The organism is Pontiella desulfatans (assembly GCF_900890425.1).
Taxonomy (GTDB): Bacteria; Verrucomicrobiota; Kiritimatiellia; order Kiritimatiellales; family Pontiellaceae; genus Pontiella; species Pontiella desulfatans.
In genome coordinates, this window is sequence record NZ_CAAHFG010000001.1 from 2,969,312 (window position 1) to 2,993,635 (window position 24,324).

Here is a 24,324-nt window from a genome sequence, read left to right on the forward strand (position 1 = left end):
ACTCTAATCTCTTCAACGCGGCGCAATCGTATAGGAATTACCGCTTTCGGTCGGAAATGAGATGCTGCCGTCATCATTCTTTGTTACTTTAACGGCATTCCCCTTGTGCGTCACCGTCACCGGGGCGCTGGTCTTGAGCCTGCAATCGGCTCCTTTCCCGGAAAGAATCGTGGCCTGTTTCAGTTTTGCGTCTTCCCAAGCCATATCGACCACAAAGGCACCGCGGGCTTTCATCCCTTTGACAGAACCGTTCGCCCAGGCCTTGGGCAGGACTGGCAGTAGCTCCATATAGCCCAGATGTGACTGGAGCAGGATTTCGTTGACCCCCGCCGCATAACCAAAATTTGCGTCAATCTGAAAAGCAGAGCCGCTTCGATTTATTTCCGCCAGCAGGTTGAGCGGCAAATGTCCTTTCATCCACGCCATATTAATGTCGTGAGCCCGCTCTCCATCTCCCAAACGGCTCCAGAGGCTGACCCTCCACATTTTGCCCCAGCCGGTGGCTTTCGTCGCGGCGCGTGCATTAAGAGCAACGCGGGCGGCCTCTGCGAATTCAGGTGTTCGCTGAGGGGAAATTTGGCGGCCCGGATAAATGGCGATCATATGCGAGACATGACGGTGCCCCTTTTTACTGTCCCGGTCGACCATCCACTCCTGGAGCTGGCCCCAGCTCCCAACTTGCGGCCCCAGCAGACGGCTTTTCATGTCAGCGACCTGCTTGCGGAAGGCTTTGTCTTCGCCCAGCGCCTCGGACGCCTCGATGAAGTTGGTGAACAGGTCCCAGACCAGTTGCTGGTCAAAACTCACCCCGTCCTCGATCGGGCCGTGCTCGGGCGAGAATCCGTCCGGAGAGACCAGCTTGCCCTTGTGCGGACCATCCGGAAGTTCCTTGAGCGTGTCCTGCCAGAATTCGCACAGCTCCTTCATCACCGGGTAGGCCCGGTTGCGCAGATAGTCCTCATCCAGCGTGAAGGCGTAATGGTCCCAAAGGTTCTGCGCCAACCAGGCTGCATCACCCTTCGAAATAAGATAGCAGGAGCCGCCGAAAAGCCCGTTGGCGGCACGCGTGGCCCAGCCGCGCGTCTCTTCCCCGAAATGCTCCTTGGTGAACTCTTTCTTGACGTCACGAATCGCATGGATCCATTCCGCCAGGGGTGAGAAGCAATCGGACAGGTTGGCCTGGTCGACAAACCAGTAGTTCATCTGCAAATTGACATCCGAATGATAGTCACCGCGCCATGGCGGTTTGTCGAGGTCATTCCACAGGCCCTGCAGGTTGGCCGGCGCTTTCCCTTGGCGGGAACAGCCTATCATCAGGTAGCGCGCAAACTGATAAAGCAGTTCCTCCAGATCAGGGTCAGCCGCGCCTTCACGGACACGTAAAACCCGTTCGTATGTCGGAAGGTCCAGCACATCGGCCGGGGTTGTTCCCAGCTCCAGAGCGAAACGGTCATACAGCGTCCGGTAATCCGCAAGATGCGCGGTCAGCAGGGCGTCGACTCCCTGCGCACTTGCCGACTTCATGGCTTTTTCAAGCTCGTCATGCGGATGCGCCCCGGTCCAGCCCTTGTTCCGGTCCATCTCAAAGTTGGTATCACCGCTCAGCAGAATCGTCACGCTGTCACAACCGTTAAAGGAAATCGCACCGTCCCCGGCTTCAAGGGTTCCGCCTTCGTTCAGCACCCGGACCTGCGATTCATAATCGAGGTGGATTTTGTATTCGTAGGGAGCAGTCTCGAGATTTCGTTCATATCTTGTGGTGCCATGCCGTAATTGCTTTTTATCCTTTCCCTGGAGGGGTTTATGATCCTTCATGGATCCGGCGGAAACCATACTGTTACCTGTGGCAGTGATCGTTGCCTCATGATTGTCCGTCAGGCGAATGCGCCCAGTATGCGCGCCCGGCTTGTCGGCAGTCAGGCGGATCACCACGACACCGGCCGGACGGCTGGCAAAGGCCTCACGGGTATAGGTCACACCACCGCTGGTGTAGCGCGTACGCTGAATCCCGTTGGGAAGATCCAGCTCGCGGCGGTAATCCGTAAATGTTTCGTGCGCGGGCTGTTCAATGAACAGGTCGCCGAACGACTGGTAGACGCCGTTATAGTTCTCGTCCCCGACCCAGAGCGTGTCGGCATTAAACTGAACACGCTCATTGGGTACACCACCGAAGAGCATTGCGCCGAAACCGCCGTTGCCGATCGGGTAGGCTTCCTGTTTCCAATCGGTTGCAGGTTTGTTGCTCCAGAGCACCCGATCCGCCCTGGCCGGTTCCAATGCCGGATTCGCTTTCGCGAAGGAACACAGGGAACCAACGCAAAGGATCGAGAATGTCATCCATACTTTTCTGATAGTCATATTTCTATTGCTCATTTTCTTCTACTCCTTTTCAGCCGCTTCTTTTTTTGCCTTTTTGGCCGCCATAAATTTTGCACGCTTCTGGGCCTTCTTTTCCTCGAGGGTCATCTTTTTGCCCTTCTCTGTTTTCGGCGTTGCGTCACTCGCGGCTTTTTGGGATTCGGGTCCAACCAGATTACCCGTTTCGAGTTGGTGCAGATCGTTAACCATCCCCTGCTTCGCCTCTTCCCACCAAGGCTCGAATGCGGCCGCCAACCGTTTTGCAACTTCCGGGTGTTGCTCGATCACATTCTGTTTCTCGCCGGGATCGGATCGGTAATCGTAGAGTGCCAACGTTCTTTTCGCGTCCTTTTGTGATTTCTGCTTCGTCTCCCATACCAAGCGGAATCGTTTGGTGACGACGGCTGCATGATACTTGAAGCTCTCGATCTCTGTGGGATAGGTCCAACGCCCGCAGTGATTAAAAAGCATGCGGTCTTCTGGAATGCTCGAAGGTTTGCCCAGGATATCGTTGAACAGGCTGTATCCCTGAAGCCCCGAATCATCTGACTTGACTCCGATGATATCGCAGAACGTAGGGATGATATCCAGCCCACTGGCAAGCGTATTGTTATCGCGCGCTTTATCCGCAACGCCGGGCCAGTGGAAAATAAAGGGAACGCAGGATCCTCCGCGCCACTGCTGATTTTTTCCGCCCCGCAGTCCGGCGTTATACAGGCCATCTTCCATAAGAAACCCATCCTTGTCATGACCGCCCCACCTAACCGTATGTCCGTTATCCGTCGTAAAAATAAGAATCGTATTGTCTTTATCGGGTCGGTTCTCCAGCCATTTCATCAAGCGTCCCATATTCTCATCGATATTTGAGACCATCGCATAATAGCTCTTTTGCCCCTTGCCTAAGGCAGCGTCTTCATACAGCGCGAGGTATTCTTTGGGAGCCTTAAGCGGCGAGTGCGGAATGCTGGTGGCGAGATACATAAAATAGGGCTGTTCCTGATTTCCCTCTTCAATCCATTTCATCGCCTGCTCAAACAGGATATCCCCACAATAGCCCTTAAAATTCTCATCTTTTCCGTTTCGGTTCAAAGCAGGGTCAAACCGACCCACTTGATTGCGAACGTAAAGCGCCATATCGAACCCGCGCTTGTAAGGGGCGAGCGGCTTTCCCGTTGTCCCCGTCTCCAAGCTGGCCAAATGCCATTTCCCGATCATGGCGGTTCGGTAGCCGGCATCCTTAAAATACTGAGGCAGGATTTTAAGGTCATCGCGCAAATTGTCGCGTTCATAGCGCGTATCGGTAACCCCGGCATAAAATTCATGCCGCCCGCTCATCAGCTGGGCGCGCGTCGGCGCGCAATAGGCCGCCACATTGAAATTCCTGAACCGCAGGCTCTGGTCATAGAGTCGATCGATATTGGGTGTTTTAATAATTTCGTTGCCACTGCAGCCCAATTCGCCCCAACTCATATCATCCGTCAGGACAAAGATAATATTGGGCTTGTCTGCATCCGTCCCGCTGCGACTTTCCGGCGCGGCATATGCCGCTGTAACCATCAGCAAGGCTGAAATAATCGTTGTTGTCCTAAATCCTATCACTTCATCTCCTCGTATTGCCCTAGCAAGCCAATATCCCTCTTAAAACTCAGATCGTTGAATCGTTCGCTTCGCGTTCTGCTTGATTTCAAAGGATTTCACTTCTGACCCGTAACGCACCTTACAGGGGGTACCTGCCAATGAGGTGATTGCCGCCTGTTCCAGTTCGCCGTCTTTCCAGGAAACATCCACCACAAATCCGCCGCGTGCCTTCAAGCCTTTGAACGATCCATTCTTCCAATCATCCGGCAAAGCCGGTAACAGGTGAATCTCCCCTTCATGGGATTGGATCAACAACTCGGCAACCCCGGCCGTGAAACCGAAATTCGCATCGATCTGGAACAACACGCCCTTGGGCTTAATCTTGCTGAACAGGTTGTCCATGGTGTTTTGCGCTAAAAGGTTTGAGAGAAGAAACCGTGCTTTATTCCCGTCATACAAGCGCGCAGCACAACTCACTTTCCAGGCCCCGCTCCACCCCGTTCCGTAGTCCCCCCTCTTCAAAAATGATTTTTCAGCAGCCTCGTATAGTTCCGGGGTGCGCTTGGCTGTGATCTGGCTTAACGGATACAGGCCGATGATATGGGAAAGATGCCGATGATAGGGCTGTGTTTCCGTCACTTCCACTCCCCACTCGAGGATTGACCCGTCAGCGCCGATACGCGGTTCCTCCAAGTTCTTTAATACCTTTTCCACTTCAGTCGTAAAGGCATCCTCAACGCCCAGGATCGCGGCGGCTTCCAGATAGTCGGTCAAGGATTGCCAGAAGATCGACAAATCATACGCCGTGCCAATGGCGACCTCCGCCTCGACCTCTTCACCGGTCTCGGTTTTGTATGAAAACGTATTCTCAGGTGAACAGCTCACCCTGCCGACCAGTTTTCCGGTACGCGGGTCTTCCTTCAACCAGCTCACGGCGAATTCCGCAGCTTCTTTGAGTACTGGGAATGCGTCGTTTTTCAGATAGTCCGAATCCTGCGTAAAGCGGTAATGCTCCATGAGATGACTCATCGCCCAGTGCCCGTTTACCATGGATCCGCCCCAACGCGGCCTACGTGGCAATGACGCGGCACCAAACCACCCATCCGCTGTAATGGCAGAGCACACTCCTTCGGCCCCAAGACTTTCCGCCATGACCCGGCCTTCATCCCGCAATTTATCCAACATCCATAGCATCGGACGATGACATTCCGACAGATTGCACACCTCGGCCGGCCAATAATTCATTTGGACATTCACATCAAAATGAAAATCAGCGCCCCACGGATTCAGTAATTTGTGCGCCCATATGCCTTGCAGATTCGCCGGCATCGTTCCCGGACGGGAACTGCATGCCAAGAGGTATCGGCCAAACTGAAAGTACGTCTCGAGCAGGTCAGGGTCGGCATGCCCATCCTTGAGTCGTTTGATCCGCTCTGGTGTTGAAAGCGCGGTGATCGCTTCCGGGCTATCTCCAATATCAAACTCACATCTCGCCATTAAGGCAGACAAACTCGACGCCGACTCATTGTAGATGCTATCCCAGCTTTTTGCTGCAACAGCAGCCAAATCGTCTTCCGCGCGCGTTTTCCAGCCGTCGGAAAGAGGCTCTCGCGGTGATTTCCGGTTATAATCCGTCGCGCAGGTGATCAAGATCACGACCGATTGCGCACCACGAATCTCCAGATGATCATCGACTCCGCGTACAACGCCGCCTTCAGGAACCACCTTGATCAGCGTATAAAAAGACGTGCCAAACTGATATGGCTCCTTGGCGTATTGTGCACGCCCCTCAAAAACAAGCTCATGATCCGATCGCGCTTTCCCCCGGGTTTCCAGTTCAGGCCGAGTCATCGACAAGTCGAAGTTCAGTCCCTTCTTTTCAGTTGAACGGATCTCGATTGCAATACAATCGTCTACCGGACTGGATACAATTTTCTGAATCAATGAGCCACCACCTTGCAGTGCCTGATTGACCGTAATCAGTCCGGTGTTCAGATCAAGTTCCCGGAGGGTTCCCTCTGTCAATGTGTGTTGCGAAGCAGGCTCTACATGCGTGATCCATAAATCCCCCAAGGTCTGATAGGATCCCTGACGCCCCCTCACGATAACCTCTTTTTCCATGATCTCATGAGCCGCCCGATAATCCCCCTTCAGGCAAAGGTTCCACATCTTGTCATAGCTGGACTCTGTACCCGGCTTATGCCGGTTAATTGGAGCCTGGGCCCAGATCGTATCCTCATTCAGCTGGATATGTTCTTTGGGATAAGAGCCAAACACCATGGCCCCCAGACGGCCGTTTCCTACAGGCAGTGCTTCACTCCATTCTTTTGCCGGCGTATGGGATAAGACCGTATGCCTCTGCTTCCATGGGGCTGGTTGCAGTTCTTCTCCCGTGCAAAGACTGCCAATCGATATTGCACAGCACAGGATCGCGATATTCATTCGAGTGTTATTTGTGTTCTTCAAAGATGTACCTTTTACCCTCTATTCAAAGTCCTTCATCGAATCTGCGGCCAGGATTTTGCTCAACATCTCGCGCAGTTGTTGAGCCATTTCCGGGTTGCTCTCGACAAGGTTGTTCTGCTCGCCGATATCCTCAGCGAGGTTATAGAGCTGTTCCGGATCCTTTGTCTTCTTACGACCCGGAATATATTTCCAGTTTTTGTAGCGAAGCGCCTTTTGCGCTTTAAACCCCTGGAGCAGGTAGTCGACGCCTTGGTCTGACTCGCCCATAAATACCGGAAGCAAATCACGGCTATCCTTGGCTGCGCCTTCGGGAAGCTCCATATCGAGCAAGCTCGCAAACGAGACGAACAGGTCGATTTGCCCCACGGTCGCAGCGGAAACGCCCGGCTTGATTCTGGCCGGCCAGCTGACCACAAACGGTACGCGCGTACCGCCATCGTGCGGCATATACTTTCCGCCACGATACGGACCCGATCCGTCGTGCCCGCGATCGAATTCCTCGCCGGGATTATTTTTTCTATCGATCGTGGCGCCGTCCTCGTAGCCGTCGATATAAACGGGGCCGTTATCGCTACTGAAGACAACAATTGTATTTTCGAGCACGCCCTTTTCCTTGAGTGCCTTGATGATTTCGCCGACTTTCCAGTCGAACTCGACCATCGAATCGCCGCGCGGACCGAGCTTGGTTTTTCCCTGAAAACGCTTATTGGGCGTACGCGGTGTGTGGATCGCCTGCGACGGGAAGTAGAGGAAAAAGGGCTCGTCTTTTTTCTGCTTGGCAATGAACTTGCGGGCCTCATCAACCATTACATCCGAGATCGTGTAATCGTCCCAAAGTGCGGCTTTTCCGCCCACCATATGGCCGATACGCCCGATGCCGTTGATCACGCTGCCGTTGTGGCCTTTGGCGCTTTTCATGGTCGTCATCGCTTCCGGATTGGCTTTCCCATTCGGATATTGCGTGCTGTTCGGCTTATCAGTAATCGGCTTGCCGGAGATATAGATCGGGTCGTTCGGATCCAGATTCACTACGCGGTGATTCCGCAAAAAGACACACGGCACGCGGTCGTTCGTGCTCGGGATCAGGAAGGAATAATCGAATCCGATTTCGAGCGGCCCCGGCTTCACTTCGCCATTCCAGTCCGCATTACCAACACGGCCTTCGCCGGGGCCGATACCCAAGTGCCATTTACCGATAACGGCGGTGTTGTAGCCCGCTTTTTTGAACAGGTCCGGCAGGGTGAAGGTGTCCGGCTGAATGGCAAGCGGGCCACCCGGAGCAATAACGCTCAATCCGCTGCGAAGCGGATGCGATCCGGTCAGCATCGCAAAGCGTGAAGGCGAGCAAACCGAAGAGGAGCAGTGTCCGTCGGTGAAGATGATGCCGCGTTTCGCGAGGGCATCAATATTCGGGGTCGGAATCAGTTTAGAACCGCCATATCCGACATCGCCGCATCCGACGTCATCGCCGTAAAGAATCACTACATTGGGGCGCGGCGCGGCCAGCGTTGAAAGCGCACCCATCCACATCATTGCGACTAATGCCGCGGTCATCGTTTTTTTCATCATACCTATCTCCTATTCATCCTTTTGATTCTTCCCATAAGTATGTTGTTCCGCCTTCAGGCGGCTCGCTTGAGCAGCTCTGCGGAATGGCCGCCTAAAGGCGGAACAACATGCCTTCCCCCTACTCTTTTGCCTTTTTATTCTTTTTGGCCTTCATCTTTTCGAGATTCTTTGCGCTCAGTTTGCGCTCTGTTCCCGGACCGTCTTTCGGGATTCCGGTTTTACGATCCAGATATCCCTTATAATGACCGGCGCCTTTGAACGGATAATCGCCCACCTTAACCAACTCCTCTTTCAGCCGTTCTGCCATCTTCGTCTGAAGCGCTTTTGCTTCCGGATTTCCATACAGATTGTTCATTTGATACGGATCTTTTTCGCAATCGAACAGGAGTTTTTCTCCGTTATCCGCCTGCTCGGCATACCAGTAGCGGGCGGTGCGAACGCCGCGGTACGGGATGCGTAAAGTCGATTGAGGCTTGATCTGCATCGTCAATGCCGCGCGGCCGATCTCTTTGCCCGGTTCTTTAATCAATACCGAAAGGTCTTCGCCTTCAATCGTGTCCGGGATCTCAATATCCGTCAGCGCGAGCAAGGTCGGCAGAATATCGGGCGTATTGAGCGGGGTTTTAATTTTCCGCGCTTTTCCGTCAGTCAACGGAGGATAGCGGAACAGGAACGGAACCAGGTTCGCCTCATCATACGGATGGAGCTTTGCGCTGGGTACTTTCCCGTGCGAGCCCATCATTTCGCCGTGATCAGACGTGAAAACAACGATCGTATTGTCTGCGATCCCCAGCTCATCCAGAGTATCCATCAAATCGCCAACACATTTATCGATGGCGGTACAGTGTCCGTAATAGCCTTGCAGCTCCTCGCGGACTTTGGCTTCCGGATATTTTTCCGTGAACTCAACATTCGGACGCAACTTCAACGATTCCGGCGGATAGAGTGCCTTCAAATCCTCGGGCGCCGATTTATGCGGGAAGTGCGGACCGCCGAACGAGAAGAAGAAGAGGAACGGTTTGTCGTCGGTCGCATGCTTGCGGATGTAGGCCTGCGCGTCTTTCGTTTGAGCATACGCATCGTAGCCGTCCCACATTTTGATCTTCGGGTCGTTGTTATCGTAATATTGCGATTGCTTATAGACGTGTGTGCATTCGAGCACTTTCCAGTAATCGAAACCCTGACGGCGTTCCGGCGGGATATAGCTTTTGCGGCCGTGTCCGTCGAGATGCCATTTGCCGATATAGGCCGTATTGTAGCCCGCCGCTTTGAAGAGTTCGCCCATCGTGATCTCTTCGGCCGGCAGATAGAGGTCGTTGGCATACATTCCCGTGCTGAGCGGAAAACGTCCGGTCAGCAGTGCGGCACGATACGGCGTGCAAATCGCGCAGACCGAAACCGTCGTATCAAAATTGATGCCCTCTTCGGCGAGTTTATCGAGACGCGGCGTTTTCACATTCGGATCGCCCGCATAGCCCAGTGCCTGCGCCCGCCATTGATCGGTCAGAATAAACAACACATTGGGCTTCTTTGCGGAAGACGCCGAAAATGCGCTCGCCAAACAAAGCGCACCAATAATCACTCGCCGCCGAAGGGCGGAACAACACAGCGTATTCATATTTAAGTCCTCTGATAGGGATTTTGATAAAAAACAGCATTCATTATGCCTGACTCATAAAACCGCGCAACCTGCTGAAATCAGTAGGGGTAAAACGCATGGGGGTGACTTTACTCTGCGAGCTACGTCTCTTTCTACCCCCGTTTAATCCGTTGAGCATTTTCAGCAAATATCTTGTTTTGCTCCGCTGTAAGGATTTTAAATATCTGTTTTTTACGTCCTTTAGTGGCAACGGCCCTTGCCTTCTTATCCATTCCGGTCACATCGACCTCGGTGGCAAGGATATTCGCCTTCTGCTCTTCACTTAACTCAATGCCTGCATACAAAGGATTCGAGAAATCTGAAAGTCCGGATCTCTTTTCGGGTTCGGTCGGGGCCGGAACCGTGGATTTCTCTGGTTCCGGATTTGAGGGCGTGGATTCCGGCTGCGGTACCGGGATAACCGCTTCGGGCGCGGATTCCGGCTGCGGTGCCGGGGCAACCGCTTCGGGCGCGGAAGAGGCATTGAAGCGGATGGCGTCGAGGCCCTCGAGCCGCTTGTAGTCGCCATCCAGATCGTTGGTCAGCGTCTTGAACTTTCCGATGGGCGCATTGTTCGCCTTGGTCGTGAAATGGACGACGTTGAAGGAAAACTTATCCTTCTTTTTCTTCACGCCGCTGCGGATCTGGCTCCCGGCCCCATTGGCATGCTTTTTCCGGACGGCTTTCATGCCTTCCTCGACCTCGCCGGGACCATATTGATGCTTCTTTTTATTGCCGGGCGGGAATTTGGTACCGGGCACATAGGTGTTGACGATCGCGCGTGTACTGGGCAGCACCTTCGGCGGCAATCCCTTCTCGCGCCGCTGACGGTTTTCCTCCGCAAACATACGCTTGGCCTTCTCGACCGCTTCCTTGAACTGCGCCATTTTGGATTCCGACCACGCTTTCCCCTCAAAAACCTCCTTCACATAATGCAAGGCGCCCCAGCCTTCCGTGAGTACAAACACGGTATCGGCCTGTTGCTGCATCGCGATCAAGGCGGAACGGAGCCAGTAGCTGGCGCTGCGCAGCGGTGGTTCCGCAACGTCGGTCCTGGTTAAGCCCATGCCACCGGATCCGAGGGTGCTGGGGCCGTAGTCCCGGTTTCCCATCCCCGGCTTGAATTGGTTCAAGGGGCGCAACCACTTCTCGGCTTTGGCCACGTTGCCCGGGGTGGCCGACACCATCTTGGGAAACAGCAGATAGGTACCGCTCTTGCTGTAGACGGAAATGTTGAAGAGGGTTGTGTCGGGCAGGTTTTCGACAATGGCCAGCAGCTCGTTCTTGATAATGTTGAAGGCAGGGATGCCGCCGCGCTCATCCACCATCATGGAGGGGCCGCAATCCAGAATCAGGAAGACCTTTTCCCCGCGACTCTTCAGGCCGAAAATATTGATTTCCGGCATGGTGAATCCCAAGCTTCCCGCACCGCCCAATCCGTCACCGGCCGAACCAAGCCCGCCCTTGACGCCCGTAATTTCGGGCATCTTGATATCAGGAATGGGCTGATTAAGTTTGGGTTGCACAACAAGGCGCTTGCGCAACTTGGGCTTCTGCACTTTTTTCTTATTAATGTTCACCGGAACCTGAAGCTTTTTGAGCGCCATTTTCGGGCGTTTCACCTTTTTCGCTTCAAAGATCTGATCCTCTTTCGTTATGACGGTAACCGCCACAAATGAAAGCGCAACAACGATAAGCACGGCATGGATCCCCAGACTCACCAGGGCGGCGCTCGACTTGGCATGCTTTGCGAAATAACGACGTTTAGGTCTTTGTTCCATTCTCCCACACCCTACTCAGATCCAGATTCTTCAAACTTTCCAACGAAAACAGCGTTTAATATACCCGACCTGAAAAACCGCACAACCTGCTGAAATCAGTAGGGTATGAAAAGGTATGTTGTCCCGCCTTTAGGCGGCTCGGTTGAGTGGCTTTGCGGTCAACCCTGCAGCGGCGGCGATGCCTCCGCTATTTCTTCTTCGATCTTCGGGAAGCCTTTTGGGACGGCTTTTATTCATTAACCTGCTGGGTCTTCTGCATTTCAACTTTGATCTTGTAGAACGCACTGCTCTCCAGCGAATGAACGGCGTCCGTGAAGGCGGCATCGGGATGAACGATGTTGGTTGCCCACGGCTCAAACGGCACAAACAGGTTTGTGGTTCCCCAAACACTGTAGACACGGCCGGTGACCGCATTCCACTGAAGGATGAATTTGGAATCCCCGGTCGTCGTCGAGGTCGCGGGTATGGTGGTGGTGGCACCAGCAACGGTGTACCTGAAATACACCGTATCGTCATTCTCTTTATCAGACGACCAAATCCAGTGCGCAGGGGTATTTGTAGGCATTCCGACAACTTGATACCTATATGGGCTTACACCATATGCGCCATAATCAGTAGCATTCGTCCAGCCTGAGTCATCAAAGGTCTGGTCTTGCCAATTCGTCGGGCCGCTTAAACTTACTTTCCAGTCCGTACTGGTGCCTATGACGCTTTCACCCACTTCCAGCTCTGCCATTAAGCATCCTGCACCTCCACCAGAATCTATTGCTTTTACGGCAATCACATCGCCGTTATCAAGATCGGGATAATAGCTTTCAGCTGACTTCCACCCGCCCGCTGAACCCAGATATTCACCATTTACCCATATCTCATATTCATTATCACATGAGCTTGTGATTTTCCCCGACCCCACCGCCGGGCTCGGCGTGATGGGGATCGTGTTGGTGGGTGTTGTCGGGGCGCCGACGACGGTCACGTTGTCGAAAGTCGCGGTGCAGAGCGTGCCGGTGGTGTGCGATGTTACGCTCAGCCCCATGCAGATATCGTCCTGCATGGAGATGCTCTGCGTGCCGATCTGGTTCCAATTGGTCCCGTTGCTCGAACTGTATCCCGTGAACGTGTCGTTGCTGCGCACCACCTTTACCCAGTACGGCACAACCATGCCGTCGCCCGGCGTCGTATTCCCGCTGCTGCCGTCGGTGGCCGTCCGGTACTGGAAGCTCGATCCGTTGCCGATGGTGATACTCTGACACGCGTGCTTGGAACCCGCAGCAACCGTCTCGCGGATCATCACGCCGGCCTCCGCCCAGGCGTTGGAGGCATCATGGTTGACCACACGCGCCTGGATCTCGCCGTCGCCGCTCAACGTCTGATGGAGATAGTGGAAGTTGTCCGCGGTGCCCCCGATGTCGTCGCCGGCGCCGATCACGGTGAACGTGCCGCCCGTGTGACTGGCGCCGCCCGCTGCGCCCGGAGCGCCAACGTCCTGGTTCCACCAGGGAGAGGGCAGACCGTCGATCATGGTTCTGAACTCTTCAGATTCCAAAACCTTCATCATGGTGTTCATTTGCGAGTATTGCAGTGTTTCCGGGCCGAGGTAGGTCGGATACGTGTGCCAGCCCGAAAACATAAGATCGGTCCCCGGATGGATGTTTGCCTGTGCAAAGCCCTTAAACATAGCCCTGATAGCCAGTTGGCAGTAGAGGTCGGAGTGGCCACCGAAGGACTTGCCTACCAGAAAGATACCGGTATCAACGCCGCGATCATGGAGGTACGCAAAGGCCTGGCGCATCCGTTCAAGGCAATGGAGTTCTGGATCGAGCATCGCACTAGTGTCCAGTTTCGTGCCCAACAGAAAATTCGATTCCGCGACTACGTGTGGCGTCGAACAAAAGCGCGAGAGCACGACTCCGTTGTTGGTGCATTCCTCCAATAAGATGTCTATGTAGTCTCTGAAAAATAATGGGGGGACATACTCACTGACATTCATGTCATTCGTGCCATACCCCTCATACTCGAACGCGAAAGTAGCCATTAAGCTTTCGTTTATGCCGTGTTCGACACCGGGGAATGCGGTCTGTAACTCTTTAAATGCATCTGCAATTATGGCACATATATTTGTCACATCATCCAGCTCCACTCTCATATCGGGACCCCAACAATTAGCTAAAAATTCCAGATCGCCGCTTGCATAACCTTTGTTAATGCCATATTCGTTCGTATCTACACCGGCCAGAGAAGAAACCGTCGAAGCCGAATCGGCAAAAGACGCAGTGGCGACAAGGATATCTGTAGCTTCAGGGGTGAAAGTCCATTTCGACCCGGTTTTATGGTTCGACCAGCACCATTGATTTTCCTCATAAAAAACACCGATGAAGTGGTCCGCATTGTCAGGATAAGGAGATGAAGCGGGGAACCCCGTGCCGAAACGAGTATGTATGCTTTCAGCGCTGTACATAATATATCCGTTCCTATTAGAAGTACTGGTAGAATCATCAACTTTAATGCCGAAATTGAGGTCTCCTGCCGAAATACTATTGGTGTCCCCGTTGGGAATAAAGTAGGTGCCATCTATTGCAAATTCACCGGAACTCTTCCGGGATGTCACCGCATTTTTGCAAGCTTTCCCAAAAATGCCGTCACACTGCGTAGCGTCGACGTTTCCGCCAAGGTCCACCCACCGTTGAAGTAACGGGATCTCCACTCTCTGCTGATACGCCGCGCCCGTTTCGAATTCGTCGGGGGCTATTCTTATGAGACTATAGCCTGACATCCCAAATCCTGTCTTCAGATCATGTTCATCTATGAAATTGATCAGTTCCGTTAAAATAGCGTCAGAGGTATTAATCGGATTTGTTTTTAGAATGGATATGTTCAACCATATCGAATCGACATGCTGAAAAGACTTCGGCCAGTTCTTCTCGACGTCAAGGAGCATGGCGAGATTGTTCGTGGTCCATGCCGGGCCATCCCCAGCCTGCGGGGTAAAGCCGACCTCCATTTCAGCATATGCGGCAAGCGGACCGCACAGGATCATACTCATAAAAACACTCAGAATCAGGCCATATCTTCTACCCCGCAAAACGACATCCAGACCACTCATCTTGATATGATTTCTTCCTCTGCTGCTCATGGTTATACTTTACTCTTTTTACACTGTTTTTCAATAAAAACTGTGGTCAGTATACCCGATTCAGCAGGCCGCGTAACCTACTGAAATCAGTAGGGGTAATACCGTATGTTGTCCCGCCTTTCGTGTCCGCCATAGCTCGCAGAGCGACGGCTGGAAGGCGGCCATTCCGCAAAGCCGCTCAACCGAGCCGCCTAAAGGCGGGACAACGTACCTTTTCATGCGACGGCTGTTAGGAGCCGCAAAACGCAAAAAATCAACCTTTCCAACCCCTGGAACAGATTCTTACAGACATTGGAAAAATGGAACTCAGCTTTTCCAAGCATTGGAAAAACGAAGGCCAAAGTTTCCAGGGAGGTTGAAAGAGGTTCACCACGGAACACGCTGAAAACACGGAAGGTTCCAAGGGAGGGCTGCAAAACGTAGAGGCGGTGCGGGCTCATGTTTTGACCGCGAATCACGCCAATTCCCGCGAAAAAATCCCCTCCTCCGGCTTCAACGACTTTAACGATTTACCGGGCGCCAGCTTTTGAACCGCAAAAACCGGAACTGAAAACTCGAAATGACGAATTAAGCGGCCCGACCATTTCAGCTTTTTATGGCTTTCGCTCTCATGATTTGCCCTATTTCGCTTTGCTCTTTTTGCCTTTGCCCTTTTCTCGGTCTAGATAGTCAAGGCGATTGATGTTACTTGCCTGCGGTTTCCCCGGAGTCGAACGGCCCCGCTCCAGATCGTGTTTCAATTTCTCGAACACGCGCTGCTTCACTTCGGGATATTCCAGCAGAAGATTCTTATATTCGCCGACATCGTCCTTAAGGTTGAATAGGCCCATCGGCAACGGGTTTTCATCCTTCACGGCTCCGAACGCGGTTTTCATATAGCGTTCGCCGGGGCGGGTCCAACCGCCCGACCCCTCTCCGACGATCAGTTTCCAGTCGCCGTCGGTGATCGCTAGTTTAGAACTAATCGTATTATAAATGGCGCTTTTACGCGGCGAGGTGTCGGAGACTCCTTTCAGGAGCGGGAGAAAACTGATCGAGTCTTCGCCCTCGTTGTCGGCCAGTTTTTGTCCGGTGAGTTCGGCGAAGGTAGCCAGAAAATCGACATGGGAAATCAGCTGGTCGCTTCTGCGCCCTTTCGGTGCGCCGGCCGGCCACTGGATGACAAAGGGCACTCGGTTTCCGCCTTCGTACAGGTCCCCTTTTTGCCCCCGATAGATGTAGCTTGGATTATGTCCCTTTTCCAAGTGGACGGTGTAATCTGCGTGGGGCGCACAGCCGTTATCGGCGGTGAAGATGACGATGGTGTTTTCTTCCAGACCCGCCTCGCGCAGTGCGTTCAAAACCTGACCCACCACGCCGTCGGTCTGCATCGCGAAATCGGCATACTTTGTGCCAATCGCACTTTTGCCTTCCCATTCCGCCGACGGGACAATCGGGGTGTGCGGCGAGTTCAGCGCGAGATATAAAAAGAAGGGCGTGCCCGCTTTTGCTTCGGGTGCACACGCCTTAATCAAGTCCACCGCTTCATCGCCCATACGGGGCAACGCATCCACCATTTCAAACGAGGCGGCTTTCGGGCCTTCGCGCATATAGCCACCCGGTGCCTGCTTACCCTTGACGGCGGGCTGTGTTTCTGTGGGCACTTCGCTCACGCGGTTGTCGATCAACCAAACATAGGGCGGAATATCGAGCGAGGCGGCAATACCAAAAAAGCTGTCAAAACCGCGATCGACTGGCCCGCCGCCAAACGGCTTGCTGTAATCGATATCCTTAAGAGCAATGACACCTTTTTTACTCTGCTTTGCATTCGGAAGAGGCTTCCAATCTAAACCCAGATGCCACTTGCCGATCATGGCCGTTCGATATCCGGACTTTTTGAGAAGCGAAGCCAGGGTCGTGCGCCCCTCTTCGACACGTGCCGGACTGTTTCCTTTCGCAACCTGACCGCTAATTGAAGCGCGACAGCTGTAACGCCCAGTCAACAAACTGTACCGGCTCGGGGTACAGACGCCCGAACTGCTGTGCCCATTTAAGAGCGCCAGCCCATTGTCGATCATGCTGTCGATATGTGGGGTAGGGATTTTTCCTTCCGGGTTCAGCCCCGACACATCGCCCACGCCCATATCGTCCGCATTGATCAAGACGATATTCGGCCTGCCCTGACCTGCGAAGGCCGAAAGCGCGGCCATGAAACATAGTGCACCAATGATCACTCGCCGTCCCGCTGAGCGAGACGGCAAGCATACATTCACTTCATTTTTCATTTTTTCTCTTTCCGTTTTTTCAATGCGTCATCTTTATTTTTTTTGGGTTTAGTCCCAATGAGGTTGCCCGTTTTGAGTTGATGCAGGTCGTTGACCATCCCCCTCTTTGCCTCCTCCCACCAGGGCTCGAACGCTTCCTGCAGGCGTTTCGCGACTTCGGGGTGCTGGTCGATCACGTTCTGTTTCTCGCCTGGGTCTGACCGGTAATCGTAGAGCGCCAAACTCCTTTCAGCGTCCTTGTTTGACTTCCCCTTCCTCTCCCACACCAGGCGGTATCGATCTGTAATGACAGAGGCATTATATTTAAAGCTTTCCAACTCCGCGGGGTAGGTCCAGCGACCGCAGTGATTGTAAAGAATGCGATCTTTCGGGACGCTCGTTGGTTTGCCCAAAACATCGTTAAGCAGGCTGTGTCCCTGAAGCCCCGGATCATCGGGCTTGACCCCAATGATATCGCAAAACGTGGGTAGAATATCCATTCCGCTAGCCAGCGTAGTGTTATCCCGAGCGGCATCCGCGACCCCGGGCCAATAGAGGAAAAACGGAACGCAGGTGCCGCCCTGCCACTGCTGGTTTTTCCCGCCTCGAAGTCCGGCGTTATACAGCCCGTCCGGCTGAAGCGTACCATCGGCATTGTGGCCGGCTCCTTGATACCCACTGATCGCATGTCCGTTATCGGTCATAAAAATAAGGATCGTTTTTCGTTTCCCCTGCCGTTTTTCGAGCCACTGCATCAACCGCCCCATATTGGTATCAACGTTGGATACCATCGCGTAATAGCCCGCCTGTTTCTTGGTTAAGCCGGAGTCCTGATAAAGGGCAAGATACTCTTCGGGTGCCGCCACGGGGCCGTGTGGAATGCTGGTGGCGAGATAAAGAAAATAGGGTTGTTCCACATCGCCATTTTCAATCCACTTCATCGCTTCAGCGAAAAGGATATCCCCGCAATAGCCTTCAAATTTTTCCAGCGTTCCATTTCTGCTCAAGAAAGGATTAAAGCGATTCACTTGATTGCGGACGTAAAGCGCCATGTCGAATCCACGCTTGTAAGGGGCGAGCGGCTTGCCCGTCAGCCCCGTCTCTACGCTGGCAAGGTGCCATTTGCCGATCATAGCGGTGCGATATCCGGCTTGTTTGAAGTACTGCGGCAGGATGGTGATGTCGTCGCGCAGATTATCGCGCTCATACCGCGTGTCGGTGACCCCGGCAAAAAACTCGTGCCTTCCGCTCATCAATTGAGCGCGGGTCGGCGCACAATAGGATGCCACATGAAAATTCCTGAATCGAAGGCTCTGCTCATAGAGCCGATCAAGGTTTGGTGTGCGAATGATCTTGTTACCGCTGCAGCCCATTTCGCCCCAGCTCATATCATCGGTCAGAACAAAAATGATGTTGGGCTTGTCTGCATCCGTTCCGCTTTGATTATCTGGGGCAGCATATGCCGTTGTGAAAATCACCAGACTTAAAACAGCTGCAACTAGTTTTTTCATATGTTTCACTTTTTCTATATTCCTATTGTTTCTTTTCGACCGCTTTAACCAGATACAGGGCATTAAGTTGATCGAGAGTGATTTCTGTATCGGGGTCAAATGCGTCGCTGTTCATGTATTGCAACAGCGAATAGCGGAACTGACGGGCGACCGGACGTGTATCCAAATCGGATGTCAGGTCCATGGAACAGACGATGAGCCGGCCGTTGCCGACCCTGGCTTCAGCCAGCAGCGCCAGCTTGTAGTTCGTGTTCCAGTCATTGACCGGTTGGATGAGAGGCCGATACGTTTTGGGCCAGGCATGTTCCATCTCCCATTCGTCCAGAATCATTGGACGTGCGGTGACCAGCAGTTCGTGCCAGTTCCAGTTGGTGGTTTTGTCGGTCGGGAAATGGGCGAAGAGCGGATGGTTGGGGTCGCAAATCTGGCCCATAGTTTGTGCGGCTCTGCTGGCGTAGACTGTACACCAGTAGGTGCTGGTGAAGCATTGCGGCAGGTTTCCGTTCAAGAGCTGAAGCTTGGGCAACAGCAACACCGTGCCGCCCGACTGGAGACGGTCCATTGCACGCTTATCCATAACCGGGGTGATATACACGTCGCCTTTCTTTTCAGCCGGTAGGCTTTGCGGGTAGACCCAGAAATCCCAGTCATTTTCGTGCGCATCGACCCGCACAACGAGTTTGTATTTTGCCGGCGCGGTATATTTCGACAGCGGAACGCTGATGGTGGTCAGCGGAATGGCGCCGCCGATGGAAACCGCTTTTGTCAGTTGCTCAGAGAAGAGCACTTTTTTATCCGGCCCCAAAACCTGAACTTCTACCTTCGCGTTCGGGATCGGTTCGGCGCCGTAATGCGTCACTTCCACCGTCGCTTCGAAGGTTTCGTTGGGCGACCAGATCCGTTTTTCCATCCGGGCCAACGGAACGGTCGGTGCGCAAAAGCGGCGGAATTCCTTACCGGTCACATAGCCTTTATCTTCCCAGAAGGCATCCAACACGCCGACCAGCGCGGTGCCCTGCCCCGGAAAATCCTGCAGTCCCAGCATCTGGAAGCCGGCCATATTCGGTGTACGCAGCGAGGCTTCGATCTCTTCCTTGAACTGCTGAACCTGCCAGCGGCCGGAGTGTTCGACAAAATCGGGGACTTGGTCGAGCATACCGCGTTCGGCGAGCTGATCTTTTGCGATCGCCAAATAGGCCGGCTGAAAACTGCCGGTATACTTTGCCTGCCATGCGGGATCCGGATAACTGGCGCGCTGTACGGTTTCATGGGAGATGAATGGCATATTAAACGAGCTGATCACTTCGCGCCAATCGATCGTTGTTTGCGGCGGGCGGGTGATGAAGTAGTTTTTACCTGCCGCGAGGTAGCGCGCGGAATCGGTGGTTTTAAGTTTTGCACTGTATCCTTTTACGCCCACGAAGAAGTCATACTTTTCGCCGACGGCCTTGTCCTTGAGCGCGCGGTTGTAGTTGCAGCCCCCGGAATAGATCCGGCGATTGTCCTGCTGCCAGGTTCCCAGCATTTCGGCTAGATATTCCGGCTCTGCATGCATTTCGTTGCCGAGCGCCATCAGCAGAAACGAGGGGTGGTTGCCGTAGGTTTCGAGCATGCGCTTGGATTCGGCCAGCGCCCACTGGAATTTTTCCTCTTCGGTCAGACCCGCCCACATACTCACTTCCGGCTGGAGATAAACCCCTTCGAGGTCGGCGGCCTGAAAAGCGGCGCGGGGCGGACACCAGGAGTGGAAGCGGAGGTGGTTCAGCCCGTACTCTTTGGCTTTACGCATTATCTTGAGCCACGATTCCAGATCGGTCGGCGGGTATCCGGTAAGCGGAAAAACGCAGCATTCGAGCGTACCCCGCAGGAAGATCGGGCTGCCATTCAGCAACAACCGGTTTCCGCTGCGCTTGATTTCGCGCAACCCGAACGAGGTTGCATAGTCCACGCTCATCTTTTTGTTTTTGAGCGAGACGGCCACATCATAAACGTGCGGATTGAACTCGTCCCAAAGCACCGCTTTTTTACCCAGCTCAAGCACGACTTCCTGCTCGCCGCCGTTCGCGGCCCATTTTGCTGGAAACTCTTTTTTGAGCACGGTTTTGCCCTTATGCGAAACGACGGCGGTCAGTGTGCCGGAACCCGGTTTTTTTGTTTGGTCGCCGATTATAACCGTCATCCGCGCCTGCCGTTTCGCCACGTCGGGAACTATTTTCACGTCTTCAATAAACACCGGCGCGGAGCATTGCAGCTCCATGCGGCCGATGATTCCGTTCCACGCGGACTGGGTCTGGTCGGAGATACTGTGCGCATCAATGCCGAGGTTGAACAGCATGCTGTTATCCATACGGATGGTGAGCGTATGCTTGCCCGGCTTCAGCGACGACAGGTCGTAGATGTGCGGCATGCCCATCGCGTCGTTTGTGCCGACGGCTTTGCCATCGACCCAGAGACTCGATTGCCAGTGGCATCGTTCCAGAAAGAGGGACATGCGCTGGCCTTTCCATGATTCCGGGATGGTTACCGTGCGCTGATACCATGCCGGGCCGACATAGTGACGTTCGGGGTTCAGCAGATACGGGAAACGGAAATGCGCGTCTTCACGATAGCGGCTGTACATCGGATGAACGAAATAGTTGGGAAAGTTTTGCTTAATAACGCGCTTGGCGATCCATTTCGTTTCGAAATTGGGTATGTTTCCGTAGCCCTGCTCCTGCAGCGTCCCGGGAAGTTTGAGTGAACCGCATCCCAAAGGCAATGCGGCATGCCACCCCTGCTCCTGCCCCTTGTTTTCCGGATCGAGCGCCAGGCTCCACTCTCCAGCAAGCGAGATGGTTTTCCCATACAAACTGCTGACTGAAGCCAGGCAAAACACCATCATTATAATTTTAGATTTCATTGTCCTCATTTTTTATCTCCTGCTTTTTGTCTTTCGACGTCCCTTGAGCCAGCAGGTCAAAAAAGATTTCTGACGCGCCTTTGATATACGACCTCGCGTTTTTATTTTCGCCAGCTTCGACTCCAGCGTTTCTGTTGCGTTCGCGTGCCGCCTCTACGGCTTTGGCAAACGGTGCCCGATTCTCGAACACGCAGAACTCTTTTTTTCCTTCGTAGTTATTTGGTTTCAGACATTTCCATCAAACGGACAGGTCCCGTTAGCCCCGAGGGAAGGAGCTCGCCGCCCTCCTCATAGTGACTCCAGACGGCAAAGGTTTTGCGATGCCCCTCCGGGATCGGCTTTTCTGAAAGCACCCAATCGGGAAACTTCTGGTAGGCGTATTTTCGCCAGGCACCCGCGCCGTGGATTTTGCCGCTTTCAGGGAAGCGGGACTCTCCGATCAGTTTATTGACCCACAGGTTTGTGACGCGGATTTCCAATTCGTTTTTGCCTTTTTTAAGCGCGCCGGAAAGGTTTACACGGAACGGCGGTTTCCACAAAACTCCGAGATCTTTGCTGTTGAGCAAAACCCGCGCCATCACGTCCACCTGACCGAGGTCGAGATAGATCGCCTGATTCGGGATGGCGGAAAGGTTGAACGTTTTGCGATAGCTCGCGGTGCCAGAGAAGTATTTGATCTCCTCTTTCGTGTGTTCATTCCACGGGATCAGCTTGTCGAAAACCTGCGGTTTTTTCGGGCCGAACGGTCGGGAGAATGCGACGGTCCACGGTCCTTTCAGCTCCGCTCCGGCGTGATATTCCATTTTGGGCGCTGCGCCACCTTTTTCGGCGGTCGGCTCTCGGAAAACGACAAATACCGATTCGGCGGGTTCCAGCTGGAGTTCAACCTCTGTTCGCCCGTCCTGGGTTATGCGCCAGTTTTGCGCCGGTTCAATCTCGCCCGTTTCCGGATGCCACAATTCGGGCTGTTTGCCGCTTTGGCGGAAGCGAATCCGTTCCTGGCGTTCGCCAAACGTCTGATTGCTCACAAAATAATAGTCGGCGCCATTCAGCTTGTGGTGCACATATTCCATCTGGTCGGGCAGTTCGCAATCCGCGCCGATTTTATCCAGCGCCTGCTTGACGTCGTTCGGGTCCTGGATCTTGCCGGAATCCCAATATGTTGCGACGAGCTTTTGCAGTTCGGCATCATTGCGTTTTGCATTCGTAAAGTGCGGGGTACGGATCGGTCGCGCGGCAAACACGGGAACGCCCTGCTCCGCCAGTTCGCCCAGTTTCCGGGCGGTTTCCACGCTCATCAGTGAAGCCTTGTTTACTACCAGCATTTTATAGCGGTTGGGCAACAGCTTCCCTTTATAACTCGCGCGCAGAAAGCCTTCTTTGTCCACCGACAATTCGTCAAGGGTGCCGATTTCCCCAAAATCAATCTTGTGCCCCCTAACCCCGTCTAAATCGAGCCCTTCGCTTCCCGCAAAAGAGCGGAAGGCGCGCTCTTCGCCTTCAAGTGCCAACAGGTCGGAGACATGGTCTCCGGTTTGCAGAATGTGCTGACAACGCGTGATGTATTTAATCCACGCCTCGCCTTCATAAAACCAGGTGTTGTTGCGATGGTTCTGGAATCCGAACCGCCCGTGGGTTACGCCGGGCTTCACATCATCGCGGAACGCCTGATGCACCGACGTGTGAAATATAAAACGGTTGACCCCTTGACAGAACATCCGGTCGCCCGTCGTTTTCATCAGATAGGGATGCGCGGTCCAGTCGCCATGGCTACGCGTATAGGACTCGGCGCCTAGTACTTTTTTGCCGCTCAGCCGTACAGCGCCCCCGACCACCTGGCTGGTCCAGCTCCACCCTTTTGACACTTGGTTTATTTTTTGCGTATTAAACCAAAACTCGGTCATCGGCCAATCGACCAGCTTCGCCACACGCGAAGTATCGAACGGACCCGGGCCGTAGGGTTCCGCCATCAAATCGAGGCCGTTAGCGTGACATTTTTCGTAGAAATAGAGGAAATAATTCTCGTACACCAAATCGCTGATAGTCCGGCGCAGATCCCAAAGAACGCGCTCGGTAGTTTCGGTACTTTCCAGCACCCGACCGCTGAGGCAGAGCAATTTGGGAATCAAATCATACCCATTGCGCTCTTCGAAGAGTTTGTCAAATCCGTCGGTCCAGTTCTGATGATGTACTTCCCAGCTATCGATGGTGATCGACTGGAAGGATTCGTGTTTTTTCGCGGTCGCGGCCACCCGATCCAGTAAATTTTTCCAATGCACATCGGCGGCGGCTCGGCTCATTTTATCGATTTCCAACCCTTTCGCGCCATCCGACGGCGGTTTGTTTTCTATGCCCGTACTGGTGTAGCCGAAGCGCAGAACAGTCCAGTCGCCGGATTTCGGTTTCCAGTTCAGCTTCCCGGATGAATCCATTTTGTCCGAAAGGATGATTACCTCCTCCGGCGAAATCAACGCGTCTTGAGGGGATGCCGCAGTCTGCGGAGCAAACATATTGTATTGCACCGCCTTCATTTTAAGGAGCTCCATCGACTTTTTGTCGTTCAGCGACTTGCCGATCCAGTTTTCGAGGCGGTAGTCGTTATTCTTCGGCGTGGGGAACGCCAGCACGGCGATATCGCGATAGAACTCACGCGTAGCTTCGGGTTGCTTCAGCTGAACCGACTTGTCGCCCGCCTTAACCCGGGCCTCGGTCCAGACCACGGTTTTCATCGAGTGTTCCGGCATGATCCAGGGCCCGCCGGAACAGGTCCAGCCGGAACAGTTTTTCATCGCCATTTCCAACCCGAGTCGATCGGCTTCGGACGCGGCGTGATCCAAACAGTCGTGATATTCGTCAGAATTGTAGGTCACTCCCCCATGCGGAATAAACCAATTGATATCAAACGTAACAAAGCTGCGGATGCCCACCTTTTTGAAGGCCTCGAGATCCTTGGTGATGCCCGGCTTGGAAACGTGCCCGTTCATCCAGAAATAGAAGGTGCCGGGCTTGGCGGAGTCGGGCGGATTCATAAATGATTCCGGCGCGATATCGGCGCGCGCACCCGCCACAACCAGGCACAAGCCCGCCAGTTTGATGATCGTTTTTTTCTTCATATGTTTACGTCGTCCAGAATTTTTCATCATGCTC

General features: G+C 53.7%; 12 protein-coding genes. All 12 read right to left on the reverse strand.

Annotated features, from left to right (window positions below):
- Positions 1 to 12 precede the first annotated feature (12 nt).
- A complete protein-coding gene (locus tag E9954_RS10485) occupies positions 13 to 2,373 on the reverse strand; it encodes a glycoside hydrolase family 95 protein (RefSeq protein WP_222847136.1) in 2,361 nt (786 codons plus the stop codon).
- A 6-nt stretch (positions 2,374 to 2,379) separates the two neighbouring features.
- On the reverse strand, positions 2,380 to 3,915 hold the full coding sequence (locus E9954_RS10490; protein ID WP_136080209.1) for an arylsulfatase: 1,536 nt from the start codon (positions 3,913 to 3,915) through the stop codon (positions 2,380 to 2,382).
- A gap of 81 nt (positions 3,916 to 3,996) precedes the next feature.
- Entirely contained in the window at positions 3,997 to 6,378 is a 2,382-nt protein-coding gene (locus E9954_RS10495; protein ID WP_168442149.1) for a glycoside hydrolase family 95 protein, read from the reverse strand.
- 42 nt (positions 6,379 to 6,420) lie between these two features.
- Entirely contained in the window at positions 6,421 to 7,971 is a 1,551-nt protein-coding gene (locus E9954_RS10500) for a sulfatase family protein (protein ID WP_222847138.1), read from the reverse strand.
- A 118-nt stretch (positions 7,972 to 8,089) separates the two neighbouring features.
- Positions 8,090 to 9,589, reverse strand: a complete 1,500-nt coding sequence (locus E9954_RS10505) for a sulfatase family protein (protein ID WP_136079128.1) — start codon at positions 9,587 to 9,589, stop codon at positions 8,090 to 8,092.
- A gap of 134 nt (positions 9,590 to 9,723) precedes the next feature.
- Complete coding sequence (locus E9954_RS10510; protein WP_136079129.1) at positions 9,724 to 11,391, reverse strand: hypothetical protein; 1,668 nt, start codon at positions 11,389 to 11,391, stop codon at positions 9,724 to 9,726.
- A 229-nt stretch (positions 11,392 to 11,620) separates the two neighbouring features.
- Positions 11,621 to 14,494 carry a DUF1349 domain-containing protein gene (locus tag E9954_RS10515; protein ID WP_136079130.1) on the reverse strand — a complete coding sequence of 958 codons (2,874 nt, stop codon included), beginning with the start codon at positions 14,492 to 14,494 and terminating at the stop codon, positions 11,621 to 11,623.
- 650 nt (positions 14,495 to 15,144) lie between these two features.
- Positions 15,145 to 16,788 (reverse strand): sulfatase family protein, encoded by a 1,644-nt coding sequence (locus E9954_RS10520; RefSeq protein WP_136079131.1) that lies wholly within the window; start codon positions 16,786 to 16,788, stop codon positions 15,145 to 15,147.
- The gene (locus E9954_RS10525) at positions 16,785 to 18,278 is read right to left on the reverse strand and encodes an arylsulfatase (protein WP_136079132.1); all 1,494 of its coding nucleotides are present in this window, start codon (positions 18,276 to 18,278) and stop codon (positions 16,785 to 16,787) included. Before E9954_RS10525 ends, E9954_RS10520 begins: the two co-directional genes overlap by 4 nt.
- Positions 18,279 to 18,300: 22 nt before the next feature.
- On the reverse strand, positions 18,301 to 21,186 hold the full coding sequence (locus E9954_RS10530; protein ID WP_136079133.1) for a sugar-binding domain-containing protein: 2,886 nt from the start codon (positions 21,184 to 21,186) through the stop codon (positions 18,301 to 18,303).
- Positions 21,167 to 21,367 carry a hypothetical protein gene (locus E9954_RS10535; protein WP_136079134.1) on the reverse strand — a complete coding sequence of 67 codons (201 nt, stop codon included), beginning with the start codon at positions 21,365 to 21,367 and terminating at the stop codon, positions 21,167 to 21,169. The genes E9954_RS10530 and E9954_RS10535 overlap by 20 nt, the downstream gene beginning before the upstream one ends.
- Before the next feature lie 25 nt (positions 21,368 to 21,392).
- The gene (locus E9954_RS10540) at positions 21,393 to 24,290 is read right to left on the reverse strand and encodes a glycosyl hydrolase (RefSeq protein WP_168442151.1); all 2,898 of its coding nucleotides are present in this window, start codon (positions 24,288 to 24,290) and stop codon (positions 21,393 to 21,395) included.
- Positions 24,291 to 24,324: the final 34 nt, after the last annotated feature.